The sequence below is a fragment of the Bradyrhizobium sp. Leo78 genome (genome assembly GCF_059512425.1).
The window spans coordinates 463,417-488,853 of sequence record NZ_JCAMOT010000001.1; the positions used below are offsets into that span (position 1 = coordinate 463,417).

A 25,437-nucleotide genomic window follows, 5' to 3' on the forward strand; every position below is an offset into this window, starting at 1 on the left:
TCGATGCGCTGGCTTAAATTCACCGCCCAAGAGAAGACCTCCTGGGGTCTCGTCGAGGGTGAAAAGGTCGTCTCAGTGGACGGCGATCCCTTCGGCGAATGGCGGCGTACCGCGGAGACGCATGCGCTCCGAGACGTAAAGATCGAGCTGCCGCTGGTCCCGCGCACCTTCTATTGCGTCGGGCTCAATTATCTGAAGCACCTGAAGGAGGCCGCCGATAAGCGCGGCGAAATCCCCGCCGTGCCCGACCGGCCCGAAATCGGCTACCGCGCCCAGAACGCCCTGATCGCCCACGATGAGGACGTGGTGATCCCGGCGACCGCAACGGAAAAGATTCACTACGAAGGTGAGCTCGTGGTCGTCATCGGCAAGAAGGCAAAACACCTCGATGCGGCGAACGCGATGTCCTGCGTGTTCGGCTACACCATCGGCAATGACGTCAGCGAGCGCAGTTGGCAGAAGGCCGACCGCGGCCTCTGGCGCTCCAAGAACGCCGATACCTTCAAGCCGATGGGTCCATGGATCGAGACCGATGTCGATCTCGACAAGATGGAGACGGTGGTGCGGGTCAACGGCAAGGAGACCAACCGCTTTCGCACCAACGATATGATTTTCGGCATCGTCCCCTTCATCGTCGAACTGACGAAGTATTTCACGCTTTGGCCCGGCGACGTGATCTGGATGGGCACCGACGGCGCCTCGCCGGACCTGAAAGCGGGTGACGTGGTCGAGATCGACATCACCGGCATCGGCACCCTGCGTAACCGGTTCGTGAGGGAGTAGCGATAAGGTTTGTAGGGTGGGCAAAGCGAAGCGTGCCCACCATCACGAGCTGAGCAAGAAATGGTGGGCACGCTTCGCTTTGCCCACCCTACTTCTCAATCCTTCCGCGGCCGCCTGGTATCGAACGGAAGCGCCACGCCGGTCTTGATTTCCTTCAGGATCATGTTGGTGCGGACGTAGCGGATGCCGGGCACGCGGAACATGAATTCGTCCAGGAACTGATTATACGCGTGCATGTCGCGCACCACGACACGCAGATGATAGTCGGCATCTCCCGTGGTCGCGAAACATTCCAGGACTTCGCTGCGCCGTTTCACCCGCGCCACGAACTCGTCGACGAATTTCGCGTCATGCCGCTCCAGCGAAACATGAAGGATCGCCGACGTTGCAAAGCCGGCACGCTCACGTTCCACCAGCGCCGAATAGCCCGATATCACGCCGGATTCCTCCAGCCCGCGCACGCGCCGCCAGCAGGCCGAGGTCGACATGCCGACCGCCTCGGCAAGTTCCTGGTTGGTCGCGCGTCCGTTCCTCTGCAGTTCCGTGAGGATGCGTTCGTCCTGCTCTTCGACCATGAGGGCATCTCCGTTTGGTAGATTCTACCAAGAACCGTGACTTCTTACAAAAGCCTACCGATTTACGGCGCATCGCAGGGACGAATTGGTAACACGTGCCGAAGGGAAGGGATTACCGTCAACCGACTCCAATCCGATGCGAGGCCGGCCATGGATGCCATTCCCTCCCTCGACACCTACCAGCTTTCCGACCGCTATGAACGCGATGACGGCCGCGTCTTCCTCACGGGGACGCAGGCCATCGTCCGTATCGTGCTCGACCAGGCCAGACGCGATCGCGCGGTGGGGCTGAACACCGCCGGCTTCATCTCCGGCTATCGTGGCTCGCCCCTCGGCGGCGTCGATCTCGAACTCTGGCGCATCGCCAATCGCCTCAAGGCGGAGCGCATCGAATTCCTGCCCGCGGTCAACGAGGACCTCGCGGCAACCGCAGTGCTCGGCTCGCAGCAAGTCGAGACCCAACCCGATCGCACCGTGCAGGGCGTGTTCGGCCTCTGGTATGGCAAGGGCCCGGGCGTCGACCGTTCCGGCGATGCGCTCAAGCATGGCAACGCCTATGGCTCGTCACCGCATGGCGGCGTGCTTGTTGTCGCGGGCGACGATCATGGCTGCGTTTCCTCCTCGATGCCGCACCAGTCCGACGTCGCCTTCATGAGCTGGTTCATGCCGACGCTGCATCCGGCCAGCGTCGCCGAATATCTCGAATTCGGCGAATACGGCTACGCGCTCAGCCGCTTCTCCGGCATGTGGGTCGGCTTCAAGGCGATCTCGGAGATCGTCGAATCCGGCGCCTCCGTCGCGCTGCGCCCGCCACGCGTTTTTCACGTCCCCGATTTCACGCCGCCGCCCGGCGGCTTGCACTATCGCTGGCCCGATCTTCCCGGACCGCAGATCGAGGAGCGATTGGAAGCGAAGAAGCACGCGGTCTACGCCTTTGCAAAAGCCAACCCGATCGACCGCCACATCTACGACATCCCGCACGCGACCTATGGCATCGTCACGACCGGCAAGGCGCATCTGGACCTGATGGAAGCGCTGCGGCTGATTGGCCTCGATGAGGCTGCCTGCCGCCGCCTTGGCATCGACATCTACAAGGTCGGCATGGTCTGGCCGCTCGCGCTGCACGACGCGATGGAGTTCGTGAAGGGCAAGCGCGAGATCCTGGTGGTGGAGGAAAAGCGCGGCATCATCGAGAGCCAGTTCAAGGAATATTTCTACGACTATCCGGGCTCGAAGCCGGAGCGGATGGTCGGCAAGCACGACGAGACCGGCGCACGGCTGATCTCATGGATCGGCGAATTGTCGCCGCGCGCGCTCGCCGAGGTGCTGGCGCGGCGCCTCGACCCGATCTTCCCCGGCCTCGATCTTGCGAAGCGCGCCGCCGCGCTCACCCCTGACGCACAGCGCGTGATCACGATCGCGGGCGCGACCCGCACACCCTATTTCTGCTCCGGCTGCCCGCACAACACCTCGACCAAAGTGCCGGAGGGATCGAAGGCGCTCGCCGGCATCGGCTGTCATTTCATGGCGAGCTGGATGGACCGCGAGACCTCGTCCTTGATCCAGATGGGCGGCGAAGGCGTCAACTGGGCGGCATCGTCGCGGTTCACTAACCACAAGCACATCTTCCAGAATCTCGGCGAAGGCACCTATTATCACTCCGGATCGATGGCGATCCGCCAGGCCATCGCAGCCGGCGCCAACATCACCTACAAGATCCTGTTCAACGACGCAGTGGCCATGACCGGCGGCCAACCGGTCGACGGGCCTGTGAGCGTGCATGCTATCGCACACAGCGTCCGCGCCGAAGGCGTGGCGCGGATCGCACTGGTCTCGGACGAGCCCTCGCAGTTCGCGCCCGCCGACTTCCCCATCGGCGTCACCATCCATCCGCGCGAGGAGATGGATGGCGTGCAGCGCGAGCTGCGCGACATTCCCGGCGTCTCCGTGCTGATCTACCAGCAGACCTGCGCCACCGAAAAACGCCGCCGCCGCAAGCGCGGCCAGATCGAAGAGCCGCCGCGCTTTGCCTATATCAACGACCTGGTCTGCGAAGGCTGCGGCGACTGTTCGGTGGAATCGAACTGCCTCAGCGTCGAGCCGAAGGAGACGCCGTTCGGCCGCAAGCGCCGCATCAATCTCTCGACCTGCAATAAGGATTTCTCCTGCCTCAACGGCTTCTGCCCGAGCTTTGTCACTATCGAGGGCGCCAGGCGCCGCGCGAAGCCGGAAAGCAGCATCGATCCGCAGGCGCGCGCGGCCATGCTGCCGCTGCCGGTGCTCGCACCACTCGATCGCCCCTATGATCTCCTGGTGACTGGCGTCGGCGGCACCGGCGTCATCACGGTCGGCGCGCTGATCAGCATGGCCGCGCATCTCGAGCGCCGCGGCGTCTCGGTGCTCGATTTCACCGGCTTTGCGCAAAAGTTCGGACCGGTTTTGAGCTATATCCGTATCGCCGCCCAGCCGGACGAACTGCACCAGGTCCGCATCGACCAGGGCGCGGCCGACGCGCTGATCGGCTGCGATGTCGTCGTCAGCTCCTCCGCCAAGGCATCGGGCACCTATCGGAAGGGCATGCGCGCCGCGCTCAACGGTGCGGAGATGCCGACCGGCGACGTCGTGCGCTTCCGAGATGCGGACCTTGCCGCATCAACCCGCCTGCGCGCCATCGAGAACGTGATCGGCAGCGGTCATCTCAGCACGATCGACGCGAATGCGCTGGCCGAGCGGCTGCTCGGCGACACCGTCTATGCCAACATCATCATGCTTGGCTTCGCCTGGCAGCAGGGCCTCGTCCCGGTCTCGTTGAACGCGCTGCTCCGTGCGATCGAGCTCAACGGCGTCGCCATCGAGCGCAACAAGCAGGCCTTTGCCTGGGGACGCATCGCCAGCGTCGATCCGGACTTTCTGCCCGACGCGGATAGCCCGAGAACGATCGAAGCGGAAACGCTCGATCAGGTGATCGCGCGCCGCGCCGATTTTCTGACGGCCTACCAGGACGTAGCCTATGCTGCGCGATATCGGAAAACAGTGAAGCGGGTGCAGGATGCCGAGGCTTCGCTCGGAACGGAGGCGCTGACGGACGCGGTCGCGCGCGCTCTGTTCAAGCTGATGGCGTACAAGGACGAATATGAGGTGGCGCGGCTTCACATGGAGACCGGCTTCCTCGACGAGCTGCGCCAGCAGTTCGATGGCGATTTCTCGGTGAGATATCATCTGGCGCCGCCGTTCCTGCCGGCGAAGGAGGACGCGCGCGGTCGGCCGCGCAAACGCAGCTTCGGCCCATGGATCAGGACGCCGCTGAAGATTCTTGCGCGCCTGAAGACGCTGCGCGGCACACCGTTCGACGTCTTCGGCTACACCGCCGAGCGCCGCGCGGAGCGCGACCTTATCGCCTGGTATGAGGGACAGATCGATGCCCTGCTCGGCCGGCTCGATGCCCGGCGCATGCCTGACATCCTCGCGATTGCCCGAGCGCCGATGGACATCCGCGGCTACGGCCCGGTGAAGGACGCGGCGATCGCCAAGGTGAAGGCAGAGGTCGCGGGCCTGTCGGCGCAGCTCGCACAAGCTGCGCCGAACGAAGCTGCGTCAGGATCGCGCCGGGGCGCCGCGTTGAGCCGGCCGTGACAGCCAGCTCGCGATCACGGTGGCGATCGCCGCAACGGCGATGTTGAGAATCAGCGCGCCGAGCCCGACATAGAAGGTGTAGCTGTCGCCGCCAAAATTGATCGTCGCCAGCGGCTTCAACCCATTGCTCCACGCCGTCCATGATCCCCAGCCGATGCCAGCCGCCCAGCCGAGCAGCAACCCCTCGGCACGGAACCAGCGCGTAAACAGGCTGAACACCAGGGCCGGCAGGATCTGCATGATCCAGAGGCCGCCGAGCAGTTGCAGGTCGAGCGCATATTGCGTCGGCAGGAACAGGATGAAGGCCAATGCGCCGACCTTCACCACCAGCGAAGCGATCTTCGCCACCGACGCCTCGCCGGCATGGGTGATATCTGGATTGACGTAGGACTTCCAGATATTGCGCGTGAACAGGTTGGCGGCGCCGATGCTCATCACCGCCGCCGGCACCAGCGCGCCGATCGCGATCGCCGAGAAGGCGAAGCCCGCAAACCAGGGTGGGAACAGCGCCTTGAACAGCATCGGCACGACGTCGTTCGGCGAGGACACCTGAATGTGCGCGGCATGGGCCATGTAGCCGAGCAGCGCGATCAAGCCGAGCAGCAGCGTATAGGCCGGCAGCAGGATCGCATTCTTGCGGATCGTGTCGGCAGATTTTGAAGCAAAGACGCCGGTCAGCGTGTGCGGATACATGAAGGCCGCAAGCGCCGAGCCGAGCGCGAGCGTCGCAAAGGCCAGCATCTGCGACGGTTTCAGGATCAGGCCGGTGTCGCCGCCCTTCGCCGTGAAGGCATCGTTGGCGGCAGCGAACACTGCGCCATAACCGCCGAGCTTCGCCGGCACCACCACGACCGCCACCAGCACAACGATATAGATCATGATGTCCTTGACGAAGGCGATCAGCGCCGGCGCGCGCAGGCCGGAACTATAGGTATAGAGCGCAAGGATGACGAAGGCCGCGACGAGGGGCAGTTCGCCGCTCAGCCCCATCGCCTTGATCACGACGCCCATACCGATCAATTGCAGCGCGATATAGGGCATCGTCGCGACGATGCCGGTGAGCGCGACCACGAATTCGAGCGCCCGCGAGTCATGGGTGCCGTGCACGACGTCAGCAGCGGTGACGTAGCCTTTCGAATGCGCCACTTTCCAGAGTAGAGGCATCACCGCGAACACGAAGGGATAGACGATGATGGTGTAAGGCAGCGCAAAGAAGCCGTAAGCGCCGACCGCATAGACCAGCGCGGGCACGGCGATGATGGTGTAGGCGGTGTAGAAGTCGCCGCCGACGAGGAACCAGGTGACCCAGGTGCCAAATTGGCGGCCACCCAGGCCCCATTCATCGAGATGCTCGCTGACGGCGCCGGATTTCCAGCGCGCCGCCATGAAGCCCATGACGGTGACGAGCGCAAAGAAGAAAACAAAGACGGAAAGCGGAATCCATTCGATCTGATCAGCCATGACGTGCACCTTCCTTCAGGCTTCGTCAGGCTTGCGGCTGCGATAGACCAGCCAGATCAAGAATGAAGTGATCGGCACCCAGGCGAGTTGATACCAATAGAAGAAGGGGAAGCCGAACAGCGACGGTTCCAGGAAATTATAAAATGGCACCCACAACAGGCCGACGAACGGCAGTAGCAACAAGATCCACATCGCGGGACTCTATCTCCAGGCTCGCCGGCGATCTTGCACCGGCTCGTGACTGGAAACGCTCTAATCAGTGGATCGTTGCTGAACCAAGCACATTTCGGCATTGCTGCGTTGCGCGAGTGGGCTTCATCTCAGGGCTTGGGAAAACAACCTCGTAGAAAACAGCCTCGTAGCCCGGGCGGAGCGTCAGCGTAACCCGGGGAACTCGTAAACGCTGCTGCAGGTGTCCCGGGTTCCGCTCCACCCGGGTTACGAGACTAGATCATCCGCGCAACGAGCGGAATCCTGCGCAGCGCCACTGTTAGCGCCCAGCTCGCCGCAAGTGTGCCGGTGAACACGATGGCTGCCTTCAGGCCGGCTGGCCAGGCACGGTCGTAGACCAGGTACTGCAGGTAGATGATGAAGATGTAGTGCAGGAGATAGATGCCATAGGCCGAAGGCTGCATGGCATCTAACAGGGGCAGTTTGGCCCTCGCGAAACGCAGGAAGGTTGCCGGCAGCGCGAACGCCATCGCCGCGCTGAACAGCGCGAAGGCAAACGCGTAAGCCACTTCCCACCACGTCGGCGGATTGTTGAAATCGATCCAGTTGTGGTGAGCGTAGACCAGGAGCAGGATCGCGCCGTAGAACGCGAGCGCGTAGCCAAGCCACAGCAACCAGCGATTTGCCATTTCGCCGTTCTCCGCGAAAATGCCCGTGCGCAGGCTGACCACGCCGATGCCGACGCCGGTGAAGAAATAGGCGGCATAAAGCAAGATGCGGCTGGTCTGGATCGGCAGCGGATAACCGCCCGGCTCGAGCCAACTCGCATCACCAAAGATGAGGCGCATCGGCACGTAGGAAAAAAGCGAGACCACCAGGAATGCCGCGAACGCCGTCATCGGCAGGTTGCGCGTCAAGAAGATCACCTGGCCCAAGCCCTTGAGCAGCCGCGGCCCGACCGACCACACGATGACGGTCAGAATATTGAGCGCGAGCAGCACCCACAGGAACCAAGCCGGTCCCGACGGCCATGGCCCGATGGTGAGCGTGTGCCACCAGAAATGGAAGAAGTTGAAATCGGTCGTGCCAGGCAGATGATAGCGCAGGAAGGTCGGATAGTAGGCCACCGGCATCAGCACGAAGATCGACACCAGATAGGGAACGCCGAGGCGCCAGGCGCGGGCCGCGATGAAATTCGCTCCGCCCCGGCGCGTCAGGCTGTCGTGCACGAACAGGCCCGAGATCATGAACATGCAGGCCATGAAGAAGCTGTCGTTGAACAACACGACAAGGTCGAAGCCGAGCCAGCGCGCTTTGTCGCCGCTGCCGAAATGAGTGTAGTTCACCACCGAATGATGGATCAGCACCAACAGGATGATGAAGGTGCGCGCGCGGTCGAGCGCAACGATGCGAGACGTCGCAATTGCGCATTGATCGGTTCCATCGGTCTTGCGCAGCATCGGGCTGTTCCGGATCAGATTTCTGTTCGATCACTTTTCGAATGCGTCGTAAACGATCTTCTTGACATTGACCTCAACGTGCCACCGCCCGGAGGGCGCGTTCAAGAGCAGCACGAAGAACATGTCCTGCAACGGGTCGACGACGATATACGCCCCCGAAGCGCCGTCCCACTTGATCTCGCCGGGCGAGCCCGGCGGAGGCGGCACGGCATTGCCGGCATCGGTGCGGATCCCGAACCCGTAGCCGAAGCCGAAGCCGTCGCCCGGATAGTAGAAATAGTTGCGGGCGACGCCCGATCCCGGCCCGATATGGTCAGTCATCATCGCCTTGAAAGTTTTCGGGCCGAGAATGGTCTTGCCATTCAGCGTGCCGCCATTGAGCAGCATCTGGCCGTAACGCGCCATGTCGGCAACCGTCGATACCAGGCCGCCGCCACCGGACTCCCAGCGCGTCACGTCGAGCGGATTGCGCTCGATGCGCTCGTCACTGCGCAGCCGCCGCGCATAGCGGGCGCGCTCCGCCGGGTCGGTCAGGAAATATTTGGTCGTGGTCATGCCGAGCGGCTCGAACAGCGCCGTCTTCTCGAACTCATAGAGCGATTGTCCCGATGCGACCTCGATGACGCGGCCGAGTACATCGATCGAATGGCCGTAGTCCCATAATGTGCGCGGCTGCTCGGCAAGCGGCAGCTTCGCGATCCGCTCCGCGAATTCGGCATTGTCGAAGTCGCCGAGATAGATGCCGTCATAGGCCGCCTTCACCAGCCCCGCGCCATAGAAGCCGTAGGTGATGCCCGACGTGTGCAGCAACAGATCCTCGATCGTGACCGGACGGATCAGCGGCACCAGATCGAGCACCGGGCGACCCGACTCGTCCTTGCGCTCGACGCCGACCTTCATGTTGGCAAAGGAAGGGATGTATTTGCTGACGGGATCGTCGAGCGCGATCTTGCCGCGGTCGATCAGGATCATCGCCGCCACGCTGGTGACCGTCTTCGTCACCGAATGCAGTGGAAAGATCGTATCCGCAGTCATATCGATGTTCGCTTCGACGTCGCGCTTGCCGAAGCATTTGAAATAGATCGGCTTGCCATGCCGCTGGATCAGCAGCGCCGCGCCGGGAATCTTTCCGATCGCGCTTTGCTCGGTGAGGAAGTCATCGAGACGCGAGAGCTTTTCCATCGACAGCGGCGCATTCGGTGGCGGCCCGAACGCCGCGGCCGGCAACGGCGCGAGCAAGCAGGCGAGCATCACGGCAAGCGGCGTCATGGTTCGGCACAATGACACCCGCTTCAGCGCAAACATGCCGCTCCCTCCTGCCCTATTCTCATGCAATCTATTGGATTACGCTTCGCCGCGCCATCACATCGTCACTGGAAGCGATGCCCTCAGCGGGCGAATACGAAAAGAAAACTCGTAGGGTGGGCACGCTTCGCTTTGCCCACCCTACGCGATTGCGGCATCACGAATAGGGATCGATCAGCTTCTGCTGCTCGGCGCTGTGGTTGACCAGCATGTCGATGAAGGTCCGCACCTTCGCCGATAGATGATGGCGATGTGGATAGACTGCGTTCAACGAAAGCTCGACGGGCCGGTATTCCGGCAGCAGGCGGACCAGCCGTCCCGCTTCGAGATCGCCGTGAACCAGGAAGCCCGCTGCGAGGCAGATGCCGGCCCCCTGCAGCGCCGCCATGCGCAGCGCCTCGCCGCTGTTCGTGGTGAAGCGGCCGGATACCTTCACTGATGCCGGCGCGCCTGTGCGGTCGATGAACCGCCACTCGTCCTGGTACGGATAGTTTACGTGCCGCACGCAATCGCGCTCGCTGAGCTCGGCAAGCTCATGCACCGCGCCGTGCCGTTCGATGTAGTCGTGGGAGCAGCACAGCACGTGGCGCCAGGTGGCGAGACTGCGCACGATCAGGCTTGAATCCGGCGGCCGGATCATGCGCACGGCCACGTCAAAGCCCTCGTCGATCATGTCGACCGTGCGCTCGCCCATCGAGAGATCGACCCTGACCTCCGGATAGGTCTTGAGGAACTCGGCGACGACGGGCGCGACATACGGCACGGTGTGGGTATGGGTATAGACGCGCAGCGTGCCGCGCGGCGTCGAATGCAGCGCGCCGGCGATGTCGTCGGCCTGCTCGATGTCGGCGAGGATCTGCACGCAGCGGTCGTAATAGGCGCGCCCGACCTCGGTGAGACTCACCTTGCGCGTGGTCCGGTTGAGCAGGCGGACGCCGAGGCGGTCCTCCAGCGCCTGGACATGGTTGCTGACCATGGTCGTGGACATGTTCAGGCGGCGGCCGGCGGCCGAAAAGCCGCCGCTATCCACCACCCGGACAAAGGCCGTCAGGCTGGTCAACCGGTCCATGCGCGAGTTCCCGATTATTTGCTCTCACTGGATAATCCTTCCAGTTTTGGCGGGATTATCACAGCGCTGGAGACATCGCATGTATGTCGCGGATTTGGCGCCCTCCCGCCCGGGAGGCGCGCCCGAACGCATTTGGGGAAGCCATGTCAACGACATCCTATGTCACTGATACAAAAGAAAAAATAAGCCTGCGCCCGTCGCGGCTGGTGATCAGGCGGGCGGCATTGGCGCTGGTCGCCGTGCTCGGCGTCGCCGGCATTGCCGATTTCGGCTACGACTATCTCATCACCGGCCGCTACCTCGAATCGACCGATGACGCATATGTGAAGGCCGATTCCACGATCGTCTCGCCGAAGGTCTCCGGCTATATCGCACAGGTGCTGGTCAGCGATAACCAGCCGGTCAAGGCCGGGCAGTTGCTGGCCGAAATCGACGACCGCGATTTCCGGGCCGCACTGGCCCAGGCCCACGCCGATGTCGAGGCCTCCGAGGCTGCGGTGCGCAACCTCGATGCCCAGCTCGCCCAGCAGCAGCCGATCATCGAGCAGGGCACGGCCGACGTCGCCGCCGCCGAAGCCAATCTGAAATTCGCGCAGGAGGAGCAGACCCGTTACGAGGGGCTGATGAAGACCGGCTCCGGCACCGTACAGCGCGCGCAGCAGACCGACGCCGCGCTCCGTGCCAACAACGCGCAATTGCAGCACTCCAAGTCCGGCCTGCTCGCCGCCCAGCGCAAGGTCGATGTGCTCACCACCGAACGCGCCAAGGCGGTCGCGCAGCTCGATCGCGCCCGTGCGGTGGAGCGGCAGGCATCGCTGAACCTCAGCTATACGCGGATCACCGCGCCAGTCGACGGCACCGTCGGCGCACGCTCGCTCAGGGTCGGACAATATGTTCAGGCCGGCACGCAGTTGATGGCGGTGGTGCCGCTCGATGCCGTCTACGTCGTCGCCAACTTCAAGGAGACCCAGCTCACGAATGTGCGCAACGGCCAGCCGGTCGAAGTCGAGATCGACAGTTTCCGCGGCACCAAGCTGCGCGGCCATGTCGACAGTCTGTCGCCCGCGAGCGGACTCGAATTCGCGCTGCTGCCGCCGGACAACGCCACCGGCAATTTCACCAAGATCGTGCAGCGCGTGCCGGTCAAGATCGTGCTCGATGATATCAGGCTAAAGGGCCTGTTGCGCCCGGGCATGTCGGCAGTGCCGACCGTCGACACCAAGGCCACCGTGCTGGCCGAGCGCGAAGCGAAGAGCCGACTTGCCGCCAGCGCCGCGCGGCCGGACGGAGGCTAGCGGCGAGTTCTCCTCTCCCGCTTGCGGGAGAGGAGTGCAGCATCGATCGCGGAAGCAATTCGGCTTCATCACGCGCTAGCGGACGAGACTAATGACCACGCTACAGCCCACGCTCAACGCCGCGTCCTCCGCGGACCTCAGCCCAAAACCCGCCGCCGCACCGGCTATCCCCGCAAAAATCTGGATCGCGGTGGTCGGCGCCAATCTCGGCGCCTTCATGGCGGTGCTCAACATCCAGATCGTCAACGCCTCGCTGGCGGACATCCAGGGCGCGATCGGCGCCGGCATCGATGACGGCGGCTGGATTTCGACCTCCTATCTGGTCGCCGAGATCGTGGTGATCCCCCTGAGCGGCTGGCTCGCGCAGGTGTTCTCGGTCCGGCGCTATCTCCTGACCAATGCTGTTCTGTTCCTTGTCTTTTCCGCGGCCTGCGCGCTCGCGCACGACCTGCCGCAGATGATCGCGCTGCGCGCCGTGCAGGGTTTCACCGGCGGCGTGCTGATCCCATTGGCGTTCACACTGATCATCACGCTGCTACCTAAGGCGAAGCAGCCAATCGGGCTCGCCATATTCGCATTGTCGGCGACGTTCGCGCCGGCGATCGGCCCGACCATCGGCGGCTATCTCACCGAGAACTGGGGCTGGCAGTACATCTTCTATGTCAACCTGGTGCCCGGCGCGATCATGGTCGGCATGCTCTATTTCTCGCTGGAAGCAAAACCAATGAAGCTCTCGCTTCTGCGCGAGGGCGACTGGCCCGGCATCATCACCATGGCGATCGGCCTGTCCGCGCTGCAGACGGTGCTGGAAGAGGGCAACAAGGACGACTGGTTCGGCTCGCCCTTCATCGTCCGCCTCTCCGTCATCGCGGCGGTGGCCCTAGTGGCGTTCATCGTGATCGAGCTCACCGCGAACAAGCCGCTGCTCAACCTGCGCCTGCTGCTCCGCCGCAACTTCGGCTTCGGCATGCTGGCCAATTTCCTGCTCGGCACCGCGCTGTACGGCTCGGTGTTCATCCTGCCGCAATATCTGTCACGGATTCAGGGCTACAATGCCGAGCAGATCGGCATGGTGCTGGCATGGACCGGGCTGCCGCAGCTCGTGCTGATCCCGCTGGTGCCACGCCTGATGCAGCGCTTCGACCCGCGCATCATCATCGGCGTCGGCTTCACGCTGTTCGCCGCTTCCAATTTCATGAACATCTATATGACCAATGACTACGCCACCGACCAGTTGTTCTGGCCGAACATCGTGCGCGCCATCGGCCAGGCGCTGGTGATGGCGCCGCTGTCGGCGGTCGCGACTGCAGGGATCGAGGCCGAGAATGCCGGCTCGGCGTCCGGGCTTTTCAATATGATGCGCAATCTCGGCGGCGCCGTCGGCATCGCGCTGTTGCAGACGCTGCTGACCAAACGTGAGCAGTATCATTCCAACGTGCTGATGCAGTCGGTCTCGCTGCTGGAGCAGGCGACCCGCACGCGGATCGAGCAGCTCACGCAATATTTCATGAGCCATGGCGTCGCCGACCATGCCGACGCCACGCACCGCGCTATCGTCGCAGTCGGCAGGATCGTGCAGAAGCAGGCTTACATTCTGGCTTTCAGCGACACCTTTTACGTGATGGGCGTCGCGCTGATCGTCGCGCTGTTCGCCGCGGCGCTGCTGAAGAAGCCAAATGCGCTGGCCGGCGGCGGCGCGCATTAGGATTGCCGCGGGCAACCCCTCGTCATGCGCGGGCTTGACCCGCGCATCCATCAAAAAAGACTCTTCCGAAGCGAGATGGATTGCCGGGTCAAGCCCGGCAATGATGAGGGTGACATGCTACACCGCAGTCGCCTTGGCGAACTCCACATAGATCTCGCGCAGCCGCTCCGTCATCGGGCCGGGCTTGCCATTGCCGACCTTCTTGCCGTCGATGGCGACCACCGCCTGCACGAACAGGCTGGCGCTGGTGATGAAGGCTTCCTTGGCGGCCAGCGCCTCCTCGATCGAGAAGGCGCGCTCCTCGACGCGGAGCTGGCGTTCCTCGGCGAGCGCCACCACGGCCTTACGGGTGCAGCCGGGCAGAATTTCGCTGCCGTTCTGTCGGGTCACGATGACGTCGTCCTGGGTCAGGATGAAGGCAGAGGACGAGCCGCCCTCGGTGACCTTGCCGTCCTGGATCATCCAGGCCTCGCCGGCGCCAGCTTCGGCGGCCGCCTGCTTGGCCAGCACCTGCGCCAGCAGCGCCACGCTCTTGATGTCGCGCCGCTCCCAGCGGATGTCGGGCACCGTGATCACGTTGATGCCGGTCTTGGCCGAGGGCGCCCCGACGATGTCCTTCTCAGAGGTGAACATCACCAGCGTCGGCCTCACCCCTTTGGGAAAGGCAAAATCGCGTCCGATATCGGCGCCGCGGGTCACCTCCAGATAGACCATGCCGTTGACGAGCTTGTTGCGCGCCACCAGCTCCTTCTGGATGTCCTGGATCCGCGCGATGGTTTCCGGCAGTTCCAGCCTGATCTCGCCGACCGAGCGCTCCAGTCGCGCCAGATGCGAGGCGTTATCGACCAGCTTGCCGTCGAGCACGGCGGCCACCTCGTAGATACCATCGGCGAACAGGAAGCCGCGGTCGAGGACCGACACTTTGGCCTCCGAAAGGGGTACATAGGAGCCGTTGACGTAAGCGATCTTTTCCAAGCGAAGTCTCCCGGACGTAGTGATGCGATGAGGTTTCTATACGCAATTCGTTGATGCCGATAGACCTTCCAGGCCATCAAACCCTCGGCGTCATTCCGGGGCGATGCGCAGCATCGAGCCCGGAATCCATTTCCCCGCCAGCGCAAGCGGCTGAATGGAGTCCGGGCTCACGCTTCGCGTGCCCCGGAATGACGGCGGTATTAATGCTGCAAGATCTTCGACAGGAACTTCTGCGCGCGGTCGCTGCGCGGCTTGCCGAAGAAATCCGCCTTCAGCGCATCCTCGACGATCTCGCCCTGATCCATGAAGATCACGCGATGGGCGACCTTGCTGGCAAAGCCCATTTCATGAGTGACGACCATCATGGTCATGCCCTCGCGCGCGAGGTCGACCATCACGTCGAGCACCTCGCTGATCATTTCCGGATCGAGCGCCGAGGTCGGCTCGTCGAACAGCATCGCGACGGGGTCCATCGCCAGCGCCCGCGCAATCGCGACGCGCTGCTGCTGCCCGCCGGAAAGCTCCGCCGGATATTTCTTTGCGTGCTCCTTTAGCCCGACGCGATCGAGCAGCTTCATCCCCTTTGCCACCGCTTCATCGTGCTTGCGGCCGAGCACTTTCTCCTGCGCCAGGCAGAGATTGTCGATAATCCGCAAATGGGGAAACAGCTCGAAGTGCTGGAACACCATGCCGACCCGCGCGCGCAGCTTCGGCAGGTCGGTCTTGGGATCATTGACCTTGATGCCGTCCAGGATGATCTCGCCGCCCTGGATCGGCTCCAGCGCATTGACGCATTTGATCAGCGTCGACTTGCCCGATCCCGAAGGGCCACAGACCACCACGACCTCGCCCTTGGCGACGCTGGTGGTGCAGTCCTTCAGCACCTGGAAGGTCGGCCCGTACCATTTGTTGACGTGGCGAAGTTCGATCATGCCTGGCTCAACTGTTGCCGCGAGATCACCTCTCCCGAAGGGAGACGTCGGCGCGCAGCGCCGGGTGAGGGGTTAAGGTCCCTCGATAGAGCAGATCCCCTCACCCGGATCGCTTGTGCGATCCGACCTCTTCCCATGGGAGAGGTGAAGAGGTGCGTGCCTCGAAATTTCAACTGCATGACTATCTACCGAACTATGGCGATGCGCGCCTGGAGGCGGCGGACGCCGAAGGAGGCAAGGCAGGAGATGGTGAAATAGACCACTGCCGCGAACAGGTACATCTCGACCAGCCGCCCGTCGCGCTGCGCCACCTTGCTGGCGGCGCCGAGGAAATCCGGGATCGACAGGACGTAGACCAGCGAGGTGTCCTGGAACAGCACGATGGTCTGGGTGAGCAGCACCGGAAGCATGTTGCGGAACGCCTGCGGCAGCACGACGTAGCGCATGCTCTGCGCGTAGGTCAGGCCCAGCGCGCTTGCAGCTGCCGGCTGGCCACGCGAGATCGACTGGATGCCGGCGCGCATGATCTCGGAGAAATACGCCGCCTCGAACATGATGAAGGTGATCAGCGAGGAGGCGAACGCGCCGACGCTGATCGGGCGCGACGCGCCGGTCAGCCACTGCCCGATATAGGGCACCAGGAAATAGAACCAGAAGATCACCAGCACCAGCGGCAGCGAGCGCATGAAATCGACATAGAGCCCGGCGATGCGGCCGAGCAGCTTGAAGCCGGACAAGCGCATCAGCGCGATCAGCGTTCCAAACACCAACCCGCCCAGCGCCGACAGCGCGGTCAGCGTCAGCGTGAACGTCATGCCGTCGACGAAGAGGTAGGGCAGCGAGCGGCGGATGACGTCGAAATCGAAGCTGCCGAGCATGCTATTTCCCCGCGATGTAGCCGGGAATCGCGACCTTGCGCTCCAGGAAGCGCATGCCGGTGACGACGACGATATTGACCAGGAGATACATGATGGTCGCGGCCGTGAAGGCTTCGAACACCTGGAACGAGAATTCCTGCATCGCGCGCGCCTGCCCGGTCAATTCGATCAGCCCGATGGTGATCGCCACCGCCGTGTTCTTCACGGTGTTGAGGAATTCGGAGGTCAGCGGCGGCAGGATGATGCGATAGGCCATCGGCAGCAGCACGTAGCGATATGTCTGTGCCGTCGTCAGCCCGAGCGCGGTCGCCGCCTGCTTCTGGCCCCGCGGCAGCGAGGCGATACCGGCGGCAAGCTGCACGGCAACGCGCGCCGACATGAACAGCCCGACGCCGATCGAAGCCGTCCAGAACGGCGCGTTCGGCATTTGCTTCAGCCACAGTCCCGCCGCGCGCGGCAACAGTTCCGGCAGCACGAAGAACCACAGGAAGAGCTGCACCAGCAGCGGCATGTTGCGGAAGAATTCGACATAACAGAAGCCGATCAAGCCTGCGACCTTCGACGGCAGCGTGCGCAGCACGCCAACCACCGAGCCGAACACCAGCGCGATGATCCAGGCCGTGAGCGCGGTCTTGATCGTCAGCGCCAGCCCCGACAGCAGCATGTCGAGATAGGTGCCACTGCCGGTCGGGTTCGGCTCGAAGAAAATCTGCCAGTTCCAGTGATAGTTCAAAGCTCCCCCGTTCCGCGATACGCCCGGCCCGCCCATGCAATGGCCGGGCCAAGGATGGCCGGCCAGCCGCTGTTTCCCCTCATCCTGAGGAGCTTGCGCGGCAAGCGTCTCGAAGGATGAGGCCACGGTCGGGCCTCATGGTTCGAGACGCGCTACGCGCTCCTCACCATGAGGGTCTAAAGCTGCGTTTACTTATACGAATCCGGGTCCGGCGAGTCCGAGGGCTTGGCGAACTCGTTCTTCAGCTCCGCAGCGATCGGCGTATTCAGGTTCAGCCCTTTCGGCGGGATCTTCTGCGTGAACCATTTGTCGTAGATCTTCTGTCCCTCGCCGCCGGTGTAGAGCGCGGCAGTCGCCGCATCGACCACCTTCTTGAAGGCCGGGTCGTCCTTGCGCAGCATGATGCCGTAAGGCTCCGGCTTCGAGAATGCGTCCTTCGAGATCACGTAATCGTCGGGCGTTTTCGACCCCGCAACCAGACTTGCGAGCAGGATATCGTCCATCACGAAGGCGACCGCGCGGTCGGTTTCGACCATCAGGAACGCTTCCGCATGGTCCTTGGCCGGGATGATGTTGACGTTGAGCCCGCGCGCGGCGTTGGCCTCGGTGAGCTGCTTGATGTTGGTGGTGCCCGCGGTCGACACCACGGCCTTGCCCTTGAGATCGTCGATCGAATTGAGCTTGCTCGACTTTTTCGAGACGTAGCGGCTCGCGGTGAGGAAATGGGTGTTGGTGAAGGAAATCTGCTTCTGCCGCTCGGCGTTGTTAGTGGTAGAGCCGCATTCGAGATCGATGGTGCCGTTGGCGAGCAGCGGAATGCGGGTCGATGACGTCACCGGATTGAGCTTCACCTCGAGCTTGTCGAGCTTCAGTTCCTTTTTCACCGCGTCGACGATCTTGTGGCAGATGTCCATCGCATAGCCGATCGGCTTCTGGTTGTCGTCGAGATAGGAGAAGGGGATTGAGGAGTCGCGGTGGCCGAGCGTGATCGTGCCGGTCTCCTTGATGTTCTTCAACGTCCCCGTCAGCTCCTGGGCGCCGGCCTCAGCCGCGCCGAGCGCGGCGGCGAGCGCGAAGCCGATCGAAAGAAGGCGTTTCATGCGTAGTTCTCCTCGTTTGGATAGGTTCGATTGTGTCAGAATGTCCGTCAGCCGCATTTGGTCGGACGGCGCGGCAACGCCGCGACGGCGGCATGGCTCGCATCCGAGATGACGTCATATGGCTCAAGCAGGTGTCCCCAACGTGCCCGGCGATGGCTGCCGCCATGATGGCCTGAAGTGCGGACAGTCGCAAGGTACCCGCGGCGGTGCACTTTAGTCGCACCCGCTAGCGCCTCGTCGAGAGCGCTCCGCCTCCGCGCAGCCGATTCGTAGTCTCGTCGCCGTGACCGCCTTCAAATGTAGCCAAGAATGTCTCCGCTGAAATACAACTGCAATCGAAGCTCCCCAGCATCCGCCGACGCATCGATCGCATCAGGTGGAGTTCACGAGCTATGTCCCGAAGGTTCGACGGCAAGGTAGTCATCGTCACCGGCGCCGGCAGTGGTATCGGCGCTGCGACCGCACGCCGATTTCATGAGGAAGGAGCGATCGTCGTCCTGAACGGACGCCGGGCGTCCAAATTGCAGGACGTCGCCGCAACCTTGACAGCCGACCGCTGCATGATCCGGCCGGCTGATGTCTCCAACGCGAATGCGGTTGAAGACCTCGTCACCGATGTCGTCCGCAGGCTCGGCAGGATCGACATTGTCGTCAACAACGCGGGAACGGGAACTGCCGGGGCTTTCCTCGATCTGCCCACTCAGAATTGGCGCGAGGTCTTCGCGGTCAACGTCGATGGGGTCTTCAACGTAACGCGGGCGACGCTTGCTCATCTTATCGAGAGCAAGGGCTCGATCATCAACGTGTCATCCATTTCGGGGCTTGGCGGCGATCGCGGGCTCAACTTTTACAACGCCACAAAAGGCGCGGTCAGCAATCTCACGCGGAGCCTGGCCCTCGAATTTGCCCCAAAAGGCGTGCGCATCAACGCGGTCTGTCCAGGCACCATATTCACCGACCTGACGAGGCGCGTCTTCGAACACTTCCCTGACGTGCTTCAGCGGCTAGAAGAACGCATTCCCCTGGGACGGGCAGCCCAGCCGGAAGAGGTTGCCGGTGTCATCGCGTTTCTTGCCAGTGAGGATGCGAGCTTTGTCAATGGCGTAAACTTGGCGATCGATGGCGGCGTCGGCGCATCGACGGGCTCGGCACCCTTTATATAGACCGTCCTATGCGGACTCGCTTGGTGCGTCGGCTGCGATCACAGCGCCCGCGCCATCTCGCCGAGATCCCAGAACAGGCCGGCCATGATCGTGAGCGCTTCTTCCGTCACCGGCAGCAGAATGTGCTCGTCGGGTGCGTGCTGCGAGCAGCCGGGATAGGAATGCGGCACCCAGATCGTGGGCAAGCCGAGACCTTCCGAAAATACGTCGTTCGGCAGCGAGCCGCCGAAATTCGGCAGCACCGCCGGCGCCTTGCCGGTGGTGTTGCGGATCGATGTCGCGGTCCAGTCGATCCAGGGACTGTCCATGTCGGTCCGCGACGCCGCAAATCGTTGCGCGCCGCTGACCTCGACCATCGGGAAACCATTGGCATGGAGATGCGCGCGCACGGCATCGACGACCTTGTCGATCTTCGTGCCGACAACGAAGCGAAGCTGCAGCACGGCATTCGCCTTCCCCGGGATCGCATTCGCCGGGCTTGCGATATTGCCCGCTGACAGCGCCAGCACTTCCAGCGTGTTCCAGGCGTAGAGCCGCTCGGCGGGCGACAGCCCTTCCTCGCCCCAGTCCGGCGACAGCGCCGGCTCGTCCGCGCCCGGCTCGACCTTCACATCCGCCAGCGCCGCGCGGACCCGGTTCGAGATCGGCGGCGGCTTCAAGGCTTCCAGTTTCATCCGGCCCTTGGCGTCGACCAGGCTCGCAATCGCGTTCGCCAGGATGGTGGCGGGATTGGCGAGCACACCGCCCCAATTGCCGGAATGATGCCCGCCCTCGCGCAGGTTGACATCGAGATGGATGCGGTTGCCGCCGCGGCAGCCGAGGAAGATCGTGGGCCGTTCGGCCGAAAGCCGCGGCCCGTCGGATGCCAGGAACAGGTCGGCCTTGAGTTCCTCACGATAGGCTTCGCAGATCGTTCGCAGGTCGGGCGAGCCGATCTCCTCCCCGGTCTCGATGATGAACTTTACGTTGAAGCCGAGCCTGCCGCCGCGGGTCTCCCGCACCGCACGCAGCGCCGCGATATTGATGCTGTGCTGGCCCTTGTTGTCTGCGGTGCCGCGGCCATAGGCGCGGTCGCCCTTGATGGTGGTCTTCCAGGGATCGAGATTGTCGCGCCATTCGCCGATCATGCCGTCGACGACATCGCCATGGCCGTAGGTGAGCACGGTCGGGCGCGAGGCGTCCTCGATATATTCGGCCACGAGATACGGGCCCTTGCCTGTCGGCGATTCGATCAGGCGAGTCTTGAAGTCGAGTTCGGCGAGCGCAGGCTGCAGATTCTCCGTGAGATAGGCGCGCAGCGCGTCACCGCTGCCAGGATTTTGGCTTTCCGTGCGATAGCCGACCCGCTTGTCGAGCTCGCGCAGGAACTCGCCAGAGTGAAATTGCGCGCGCACCCGCGCGATCGCGTCAGCCCTGTCAGCCATGATCTGCCTTTCCCGCAACCAACCTGCCCACCTCTTATAGGGATATCGCGGCGGCTGGAAGACGCCCGAATAAAGCTTGCCAACGCTCGCCAAGCTGCAACAATTTCCGCCCAGTCCGGCGTCCGTCCGGACATCAAATAGGGAGGTCATCCATGAAAACGATCCTGCGCGTCTCGGCACTTTGCATCCTGTTCACCGGCGTCGCACCGGCCGCGACCGGCGAGCGCTTTCCGGAGATCCCGCTGGAGAAGATGACCCCTGCCCAGCGCACGGTCGCGGATGCCATCATGTCCGGCCCGCGCAAAGGCATGAGCGGACCGTTCAATGCCTGGTTACGCAGCCCGGAACTCGCGGACCGCTTGCAGAAGGTCGGCGAATATCTCCGTTTCAACACCTCGCTCGACAAGCGCGTCAACGAGATGGCGATCATCATGACCGCGCAATATTGGGGCTCGCAATATGAGTGGTATGCGCACGCGCCGCTCGCGCTGAAAGCGGGGCTCGATCCGAAGATCGTCGCGGCGCTCGGTGCCGGCCGCAAGCCCGAAAACATGAAGGAGGATGAAGCGATCGTCTGGGAGTTCACTACCCAGCTCCGCCGTGACCATGGCGTCGACGATGCCATCTACCAGAAAGCGGTTGCAAAATTCGGCGAACAGGGCGTGATGGATTTGGTCGCGGTGAACGGCTATTACGATGTGGTGTCGATGACGCTCAACGTCGCGCATGTCATGCCGCCGGCCGGTGAGGAACTGCCGTTCAGGCAGGCCGGACGATAAATTTCTTCCACGCTTTGGCGCGGCAGCGATGCCGCGCTTCTCGGGTTGCCCACGATGACAAAACAAATCCGGCTCAACGCCTTTGCCATGAACTGCGTGGCGCATCAGTCGCCGGGATTGTGGACCCATCCGCGCGACCGCACCGCGGAGTATAACCGGCTGCCCTACTGGCTCGATCTCGCCAAAACGCTGGAGCGCGGCCGGTTCGATGGTCTGTTCCTCGCCGACGTGCTCGGCGTCTATGACGTGTTCGGCGGCGGCCCGGACGCTGCGCTGCGCAATGCCGCGCAGACGCCAGTGAACGATCCCCTGCTGCTGGTTCCGGCGATGGCCGCGGTGACGAAGCATCTCGGCTTCGGCGTCACCAGCAATCTCTCCTTCGAGCCGCCCTACACATTCGCGCGGCGGATGTCGACGCTCGACCACCTGACCGAAGGCCGCGTCGGCTGGAACGTGGTGACCGGCTATCTCGACTCGGCCGCGCGCGGCGCCGGCAAGGGACAAGCAGACGGCGCATGACGACCGCTACGAGATCGCCGACGAATATATGGAAGTGGTCTACAAGCTCTGGGAAGGATGTTGGGAAGACGACGCTGCGATCCGCGATCGCGCGCGCAGCATCTTCACCGATCCCGCCAAGGTGCATCCCGTCAAGCACGAGGGGAAGAATTATCGCCTCAACGCGCTGCATTTGAGCGAGCCGTCGCCGCAGCGCACGCCGGTGCTTTATCAGGCCGGCACGTCGCCACGCGGCCGGCAGTTCGCCGCCGAGCACGCCGAATGCGTATTCATGTCGGGACCGTCGGCCAAGGTGATCGCGCCGCGAGTCTCCGCCATCCGTGAGCTTGCCGCCCAGAAGGGCCGGAATCCGGCCGAGATCCTGATGTTCAGCATGATGACCGTCATCCTCGGCCGCACCGAGGCCGAAGCAAACGCGAAATATGCCGACTATCGCAGCCACATCAGCCATGAGGGCGCACTGACGTTGATGTCCGGCTGGACCGGCGTCGATTTCTCGACCTACGACCTCGACCAGGAGGTGCGCCATGTCCATAACGACGCCGGCCGCACCGCGATGGACAACATCACCCGCGCCGATCCCGATCGCATCTGGACCGTGCGCGAGGTCGCCGAGCATGTCGGCATCGGCGGCATCGGCCCGGTCGTGGTCGGCACACCGGAAAAGGTCGCCGATGACATCGAGCGCTGGTTCGAGCAGACCGACGTCGATGGCCTAAACGTCGCGTTTGCGATCTCGCCCGACGATTTCGAGGACATCGCCGACATGCTGGTGCCGGAATTGACCCGCCGCGGCCGATACAAGCAGGACTATGCACAAGGCACGCTGCGGGAGAAATTGTTCGGCACGGGCCGCGCGCGGCTGACGGACGAGCACCCCGCGAGTCGCTACCGCATCAAGCCCCACGCCGCGGCGGCGGAGTAGGACTGACAGCCCCTCACACCGTCATTGCGAGGAGCGAAGCGACGAAGCAATCCACGCTTCCGCAAGCGGCGCAATGACGACGAAGAATCGTAGGGTGGGCAAAGCAGAGCGTGCCCACCGTCAAGCACTCCACTCGTAATGGTGGGCACGCTTCGCTTTGCCCACCCTACAATCCGTGGCTCAATTCACCGAATTACTGACCACCACCTCGATCAGCTTCGTGCCGGGCCGGCCGAATGTGGACCGCATCGCGCCCTTGAGTTCGCGGGGATCGGTGATCCGCATCGCTTCCAATCCAAGCGACTTCGCAACGCCAGTAAAATCAACCGGCGGGTCGACGAAATCCATGCCGACATAATGATCGTCGCCGTGAAAGGCGAGGAGGCGTTGCTTGATGATGCGGTAGCCGCCATTATTGACGATGACGAACGTCAGCGGCAGCTTGTGGTTGGCCGCGGTCCACAGCGACTGGATCGAATACATCGCGCTGCCGTCGCCGGAGAAGCACACCACCGGTCGCTGCGGATTGGCGAGGCTGACGCCGACCGATGCCGGCAATCCCCAGCCGATGCCGCCGGAGGCGAGCGCGTGATAGCCATAGCGGTCGCGGTGCGGGCGCAGCGCAATCATCTGGCGCGACGAGGTCAGGCCTTCATCGACCAGGATCGCATTGTCAGGCATCGCCTCGACAACCTGCAGCGCCAGCCAGTCCGGATCGATCGGCGAGGTGCCCTCGGCTTTCGAGATCTGGTCGACCAGCGCCTTGCGCTTCGCGGCCCAGTTTTTTGACACCAGCGCCGCAACGCCCTGCTTTGCCCGCGCTTCCAGCGCGCCGCCGCCGGATGCTTTCAGCGCCGGGATCAACGCGCGCAGGGTTTCCTTCACGTCGGCCTTCAGCGCAATCTCCGCGCCATAGTTCTTGGCGAGGTCCCAGTCGACCAGACCGACCTGCACGATCCCGAGCCCATCCGGCAGCGGATCGATCTCGCTATAAACCGACATCCGCAAGGGATCGCCGCCGAGTGCGATGATGAGGTCGTAGGGCGCGAGCGTCTCCCGCGCAAGTTTCTGAACCCGAGCGATCGCGCCCATGAAGCACGGGCTTTCGGAGAGGAAGTGCGCGCCATAGGGCGTCGAAGATTGATAGGCCGGCGCGCCGAGCGTTTCCGCGAGTTCGGCAGCTTCCTGCAGCGCGTCGCTCTTGACGATCTCATCGCCGGTGACGATCACCGGCCGCTCGGCTTTGAGGATGCGCGCGACCAGCGCCTGCAGCGATTCATCTGACGGCTTCACCCGCGTGTCGACGCGGGTCGCCCGGCCGAGCTCGATGCCGGCTTCGGAATTGAGGATATCGCCGGGCAGCGAGATGAACACCGGTCCGGTCGGCGGCGTGGTCGCGACTTTGGCGGAGCGGCGCACGATGCGCGGCAGATCCTCCAGTCGCGTCACCTCGACCGCCCATTTCACCAGCGGCTCCGCCATCTGCACCAGCGGCCCGTAAAGCACCGGCTCCGTCAAGCCGTGGCCCTGCTCCTGCTGGCCGGCAGTGAGGATCAACGGCGTGCCGGTGAATTTGGCGTTGAACAGCGAGCCCATCGCGTTGCCGAGACCGGGCGCGACATGGACGTTGCAGGCGACGAGCTTGCCGGAGGCGCGGCTGAAGCCGTCGGCCATCGCCACCACCAGGCTCTCCTGCATCGCCATCACATAGGTGAGGTCGGGATGGTCTTTCAGCGCATGCATGATCGGCAATTCGGTGGTACCGGGATTGCCGAACAGATGCGTGATGCCCTCGTCCTTCAACAGCGCCAGGAACGCCGAACGCCCGGTAATGCGATTCTTCATGTCTCCTCCTACCCTCGGGCTCATTGGCGCGCGGGATGAGGCATCATGACCAAACTTGCACGCCCCGAGCAATCGCGCCTGCGCTCATGGCTGCCTTGCGATGTAGCGCCGTAGGGCCGTAGCCCGGATGGAGCGCAGTGTAATCCGGGGAGCCACGGGCAAACCCGGGTTGCGCTGCGCTCCACCCGGGCTACGAAAATTTAAAACATCCCCTCCCGATCGGGGCGCTTCTTCTTTTTCGCGCGATGCCAGACCACGCCGGGATAACCCTTCAATGGCACCAGCGGTTCGCCGGTATAGGCCCACTCCTGCAGCTCTTCGATCGCGACGTGATAGAACGGCTGCCGCCCGGTACGGCCCAGGAACAGCGCGCGCGGAATGTTCACCATGTGCGGCGAGCGAGCGCGCTCGTAAAATAGAGGCGTCCCGCAGGTCGCGCAGAAGCTGCGCACGGTCTTCGTCGCGTCATCCTCGTAGCGCGTGATCGCATCCTTCCCCGCGACGATGCGGAACCGCTTGCGCCAGCTCCCGACATAGGTCGCATAGGCCGCCCCATGCGCGCGGCGGCTCGGCGCGGAATGATCATGCCAGGCCCAGCGCGCCGGCACGTCGATCTCAAGCCGAACTGCGCCGCACAGGCATTGGCCCGACGCGATCCCTCCTGCAGCGGCTGCTTTGGCCATTCTCGCCTCGTTTTCCTCGTCATT

At 63.3% G+C, this 25,437-nt stretch carries 20 protein-coding genes and 1 pseudogene; 7 read left to right on the forward strand and 14 right to left on the reverse strand.

The genetic code is table 11. The annotated features are described in order from the left end of the window. Window positions 1–3: 3 nt before the first annotated feature. Window positions 4–783, forward strand: coding sequence for a fumarylacetoacetate hydrolase family protein (locus AC5ZG1_RS02110; protein ID WP_456643221.1), 780 nt, complete (start codon window positions 4–6; stop codon window positions 781–783). A 95-nt stretch (window positions 784–878) separates the two neighbouring features. Here AC5ZG1_RS02110 and AC5ZG1_RS02115 read toward each other — a convergent pair whose 3' ends face one another. After that, on the reverse strand, window positions 879–1,358 hold the full coding sequence (locus tag AC5ZG1_RS02115) for an Lrp/AsnC family transcriptional regulator (protein ID WP_496131846.1): 480 nt from the start codon (window positions 1,356–1,358) through the stop codon (window positions 879–881). A 150-nt stretch (window positions 1,359–1,508) separates the two neighbouring features. Here AC5ZG1_RS02115 and AC5ZG1_RS02120 point away from each other — a divergent pair, with 150 nt between their 5' ends. Then, a complete protein-coding gene (locus tag AC5ZG1_RS02120) occupies window positions 1,509–4,991 on the forward strand; it encodes an indolepyruvate ferredoxin oxidoreductase family protein (RefSeq protein ID WP_496131847.1) in 3,483 nt (1,160 codons plus the stop codon). On the opposite strand, the gene mctP is transcribed toward AC5ZG1_RS02120, so the two are convergent. The 5 genes from mctP to AC5ZG1_RS02145 form a co-directional block, all read right to left on the reverse strand. Further along, window positions 4,953–6,452 (reverse strand): monocarboxylate uptake permease MctP, encoded by a 1,500-nt coding sequence (mctP, locus tag AC5ZG1_RS02125; RefSeq protein ID WP_496131848.1) that lies wholly within the window; start codon window positions 6,450–6,452, stop codon window positions 4,953–4,955. The genes AC5ZG1_RS02120 and mctP overlap by 39 nt on opposite strands. A 15-nt stretch (window positions 6,453–6,467) precedes the next feature. After that, a complete protein-coding gene (locus AC5ZG1_RS02130; protein WP_028169316.1) occupies window positions 6,468–6,644 on the reverse strand; it encodes a DUF3311 domain-containing protein in 177 nt (58 codons plus the stop codon). A gap of 254 nt (window positions 6,645–6,898) precedes the next feature. Next, window positions 6,899–8,083: an acyltransferase family protein gene (locus AC5ZG1_RS02135; protein WP_496131849.1), complete on the reverse strand. Its 1,185-nt coding sequence runs from the start codon at window positions 8,081–8,083 to the stop codon at window positions 6,899–6,901. A 30-nt stretch (window positions 8,084–8,113) separates the two neighbouring features. Beyond that, window positions 8,114–9,388 carry a serine hydrolase domain-containing protein gene (locus AC5ZG1_RS02140; RefSeq protein WP_496131850.1) on the reverse strand — a complete coding sequence of 425 codons (1,275 nt, stop codon included), beginning with the start codon at window positions 9,386–9,388 and terminating at the stop codon, window positions 8,114–8,116. A 157-nt stretch (window positions 9,389–9,545) separates the two neighbouring features. Continuing rightward, window positions 9,546–10,457 (reverse strand): LysR family transcriptional regulator, encoded by a 912-nt coding sequence (locus AC5ZG1_RS02145; RefSeq protein WP_496131851.1) that lies wholly within the window; start codon window positions 10,455–10,457, stop codon window positions 9,546–9,548. A gap of 143 nt (window positions 10,458–10,600) precedes the next feature. Between AC5ZG1_RS02145 and AC5ZG1_RS02150 the strand changes: the two genes are divergently transcribed. Beyond that, window positions 10,601–11,752, forward strand: coding sequence for an HlyD family secretion protein (locus tag AC5ZG1_RS02150; protein ID WP_496131852.1), 1,152 nt, complete (start codon window positions 10,601–10,603; stop codon window positions 11,750–11,752). A 91-nt stretch (window positions 11,753–11,843) separates the two neighbouring features. Then, entirely contained in the window at window positions 11,844–13,457 is a 1,614-nt protein-coding gene (locus AC5ZG1_RS02155; protein WP_028168052.1) for an MDR family MFS transporter, read from the forward strand. Window positions 13,458–13,574: 117 nt separating this feature from the next. Here the strand turns inward: AC5ZG1_RS02155 and AC5ZG1_RS02160 are convergent, their stop codons facing one another. From AC5ZG1_RS02160 to AC5ZG1_RS02180, 5 genes are all read right to left on the reverse strand, one after another. After that, the gene (locus tag AC5ZG1_RS02160) at window positions 13,575–14,432 is read right to left on the reverse strand and encodes a D-amino-acid transaminase (protein WP_496131853.1); all 858 of its coding nucleotides are present in this window, start codon (window positions 14,430–14,432) and stop codon (window positions 13,575–13,577) included. Window positions 14,433–14,632: 200 nt separating this feature from the next. Next, window positions 14,633–15,364 (reverse strand): amino acid ABC transporter ATP-binding protein, encoded by a 732-nt coding sequence (locus tag AC5ZG1_RS02165; RefSeq protein WP_130229200.1) that lies wholly within the window; start codon window positions 15,362–15,364, stop codon window positions 14,633–14,635. Between the two features lie 185 nt (window positions 15,365–15,549). Next, on the reverse strand, window positions 15,550–16,242 hold the full coding sequence (locus AC5ZG1_RS02170) for an amino acid ABC transporter permease (RefSeq protein WP_028168055.1): 693 nt from the start codon (window positions 16,240–16,242) through the stop codon (window positions 15,550–15,552). 1 nt (window position 16,243) lies between these two features. After that, window positions 16,244–16,975, reverse strand: a complete 732-nt coding sequence (locus AC5ZG1_RS02175) for an amino acid ABC transporter permease (protein WP_496131889.1) — start codon at window positions 16,973–16,975, stop codon at window positions 16,244–16,246. Window positions 16,976–17,163: 188 nt separating this feature from the next. Next, window positions 17,164–18,075 (reverse strand): amino acid ABC transporter substrate-binding protein, encoded by a 912-nt coding sequence (locus AC5ZG1_RS02180; protein ID WP_130229199.1) that lies wholly within the window; start codon window positions 18,073–18,075, stop codon window positions 17,164–17,166. A gap of 392 nt (window positions 18,076–18,467) precedes the next feature. Between AC5ZG1_RS02180 and budC the strand changes: the two genes are divergently transcribed. Next, window positions 18,468–19,238: a meso-2,3-butanediol dehydrogenase gene (gene budC, locus AC5ZG1_RS02185; protein ID WP_130229198.1), complete on the forward strand. Its 771-nt coding sequence runs from the start codon at window positions 18,468–18,470 to the stop codon at window positions 19,236–19,238. A gap of 38 nt (window positions 19,239–19,276) precedes the next feature. Here budC and AC5ZG1_RS02190 read toward each other — a convergent pair whose 3' ends face one another. After that, complete coding sequence (locus AC5ZG1_RS02190) at window positions 19,277–20,662, reverse strand: M20 family metallopeptidase (RefSeq protein ID WP_496131854.1); 1,386 nt, start codon at window positions 20,660–20,662, stop codon at window positions 19,277–19,279. A gap of 152 nt (window positions 20,663–20,814) precedes the next feature. Between AC5ZG1_RS02190 and AC5ZG1_RS02195 the strand changes: the two genes are divergently transcribed. Next, window positions 20,815–21,441: a carboxymuconolactone decarboxylase family protein gene (locus tag AC5ZG1_RS02195; RefSeq protein WP_028168060.1), complete on the forward strand. Its 627-nt coding sequence runs from the start codon at window positions 20,815–20,817 to the stop codon at window positions 21,439–21,441. A 54-nt stretch (window positions 21,442–21,495) separates the two neighbouring features. Continuing rightward, window positions 21,496–22,885 (forward strand): annotated as a pseudogene (locus AC5ZG1_RS02200) (LLM class flavin-dependent oxidoreductase). A gap of 180 nt (window positions 22,886–23,065) precedes the next feature. Here AC5ZG1_RS02200 and AC5ZG1_RS02205 read toward each other — a convergent pair. Then, window positions 23,066–24,730 (reverse strand): thiamine pyrophosphate-binding protein, encoded by a 1,665-nt coding sequence (locus AC5ZG1_RS02205; RefSeq protein WP_496131855.1) that lies wholly within the window; start codon window positions 24,728–24,730, stop codon window positions 23,066–23,068. 200 nt (window positions 24,731–24,930) lie between these two features. Then, window positions 24,931–25,413, reverse strand: coding sequence for a GFA family protein (locus AC5ZG1_RS02210; RefSeq protein WP_496131856.1), 483 nt, complete (start codon window positions 25,411–25,413; stop codon window positions 24,931–24,933). Window positions 25,414–25,437: the final 24 nt, after the last annotated feature.

Excerpts from the sequence above, each read along its gene's own strand:
- AC5ZG1_RS02110 (WP_456643221.1), top strand. The coding sequence starts at position 4 with ATGCGCTGGCTTAAATTCACCGCCCAAGAGAAGACCTCCTGGGGTCTC.
- AC5ZG1_RS02115 (WP_496131846.1), bottom strand. The coding sequence starts at position 1,358 with ATGGTCGAAGAGCAGGACGAACGCATCCTCACGGAACTGCAGAGGAAC.
- AC5ZG1_RS02120 (WP_496131847.1), top strand. The coding sequence starts at position 1,509 with ATGGATGCCATTCCCTCCCTCGACACCTACCAGCTTTCCGACCGCTAT.
- mctP (WP_496131848.1), bottom strand. The coding sequence starts at position 6,452 with ATGGCTGATCAGATCGAATGGATTCCGCTTTCCGTCTTTGTTTTCTTC.
- AC5ZG1_RS02130 (WP_028169316.1), bottom strand. The coding sequence starts at position 6,644 with ATGTGGATCTTGTTGCTACTGCCGTTCGTCGGCCTGTTGTGGGTGCCA.
- AC5ZG1_RS02135 (WP_496131849.1), bottom strand. The coding sequence starts at position 8,083 with ATGCTGCGCAAGACCGATGGAACCGATCAATGCGCAATTGCGACGTCT.
- AC5ZG1_RS02140 (WP_496131850.1), bottom strand. The coding sequence starts at position 9,388 with ATGTTTGCGCTGAAGCGGGTGTCATTGTGCCGAACCATGACGCCGCTT.
- AC5ZG1_RS02145 (WP_496131851.1), bottom strand. The coding sequence starts at position 10,457 with ATGGACCGGTTGACCAGCCTGACGGCCTTTGTCCGGGTGGTGGATAGC.
- AC5ZG1_RS02150 (WP_496131852.1), top strand. The coding sequence starts at position 10,601 with ATGTCAACGACATCCTATGTCACTGATACAAAAGAAAAAATAAGCCTG.
- AC5ZG1_RS02155 (WP_028168052.1), top strand. The coding sequence starts at position 11,844 with ATGACCACGCTACAGCCCACGCTCAACGCCGCGTCCTCCGCGGACCTC.
- AC5ZG1_RS02165 (WP_130229200.1), bottom strand. The coding sequence starts at position 15,364 with ATGATCGAACTTCGCCACGTCAACAAATGGTACGGGCCGACCTTCCAG.
- AC5ZG1_RS02170 (WP_028168055.1), bottom strand. The coding sequence starts at position 16,242 with ATGCTCGGCAGCTTCGATTTCGACGTCATCCGCCGCTCGCTGCCCTAC.
- AC5ZG1_RS02180 (WP_130229199.1), bottom strand. The coding sequence starts at position 18,075 with ATGAAACGCCTTCTTTCGATCGGCTTCGCGCTCGCCGCCGCGCTCGGC.
- budC (WP_130229198.1), top strand. The coding sequence starts at position 18,468 with ATGTCCCGAAGGTTCGACGGCAAGGTAGTCATCGTCACCGGCGCCGGC.
- AC5ZG1_RS02190 (WP_496131854.1), bottom strand. The coding sequence starts at position 20,662 with ATGGCTGACAGGGCTGACGCGATCGCGCGGGTGCGCGCGCAATTTCAC.
- AC5ZG1_RS02195 (WP_028168060.1), top strand. The coding sequence starts at position 20,815 with ATGAAAACGATCCTGCGCGTCTCGGCACTTTGCATCCTGTTCACCGGC.
- AC5ZG1_RS02205 (WP_496131855.1), bottom strand. The coding sequence starts at position 24,730 with ATGAAGAATCGCATTACCGGGCGTTCGGCGTTCCTGGCGCTGTTGAAG.
- AC5ZG1_RS02210 (WP_496131856.1), bottom strand. The coding sequence starts at position 25,413 with ATGGCCAAAGCAGCCGCTGCAGGAGGGATCGCGTCGGGCCAATGCCTG.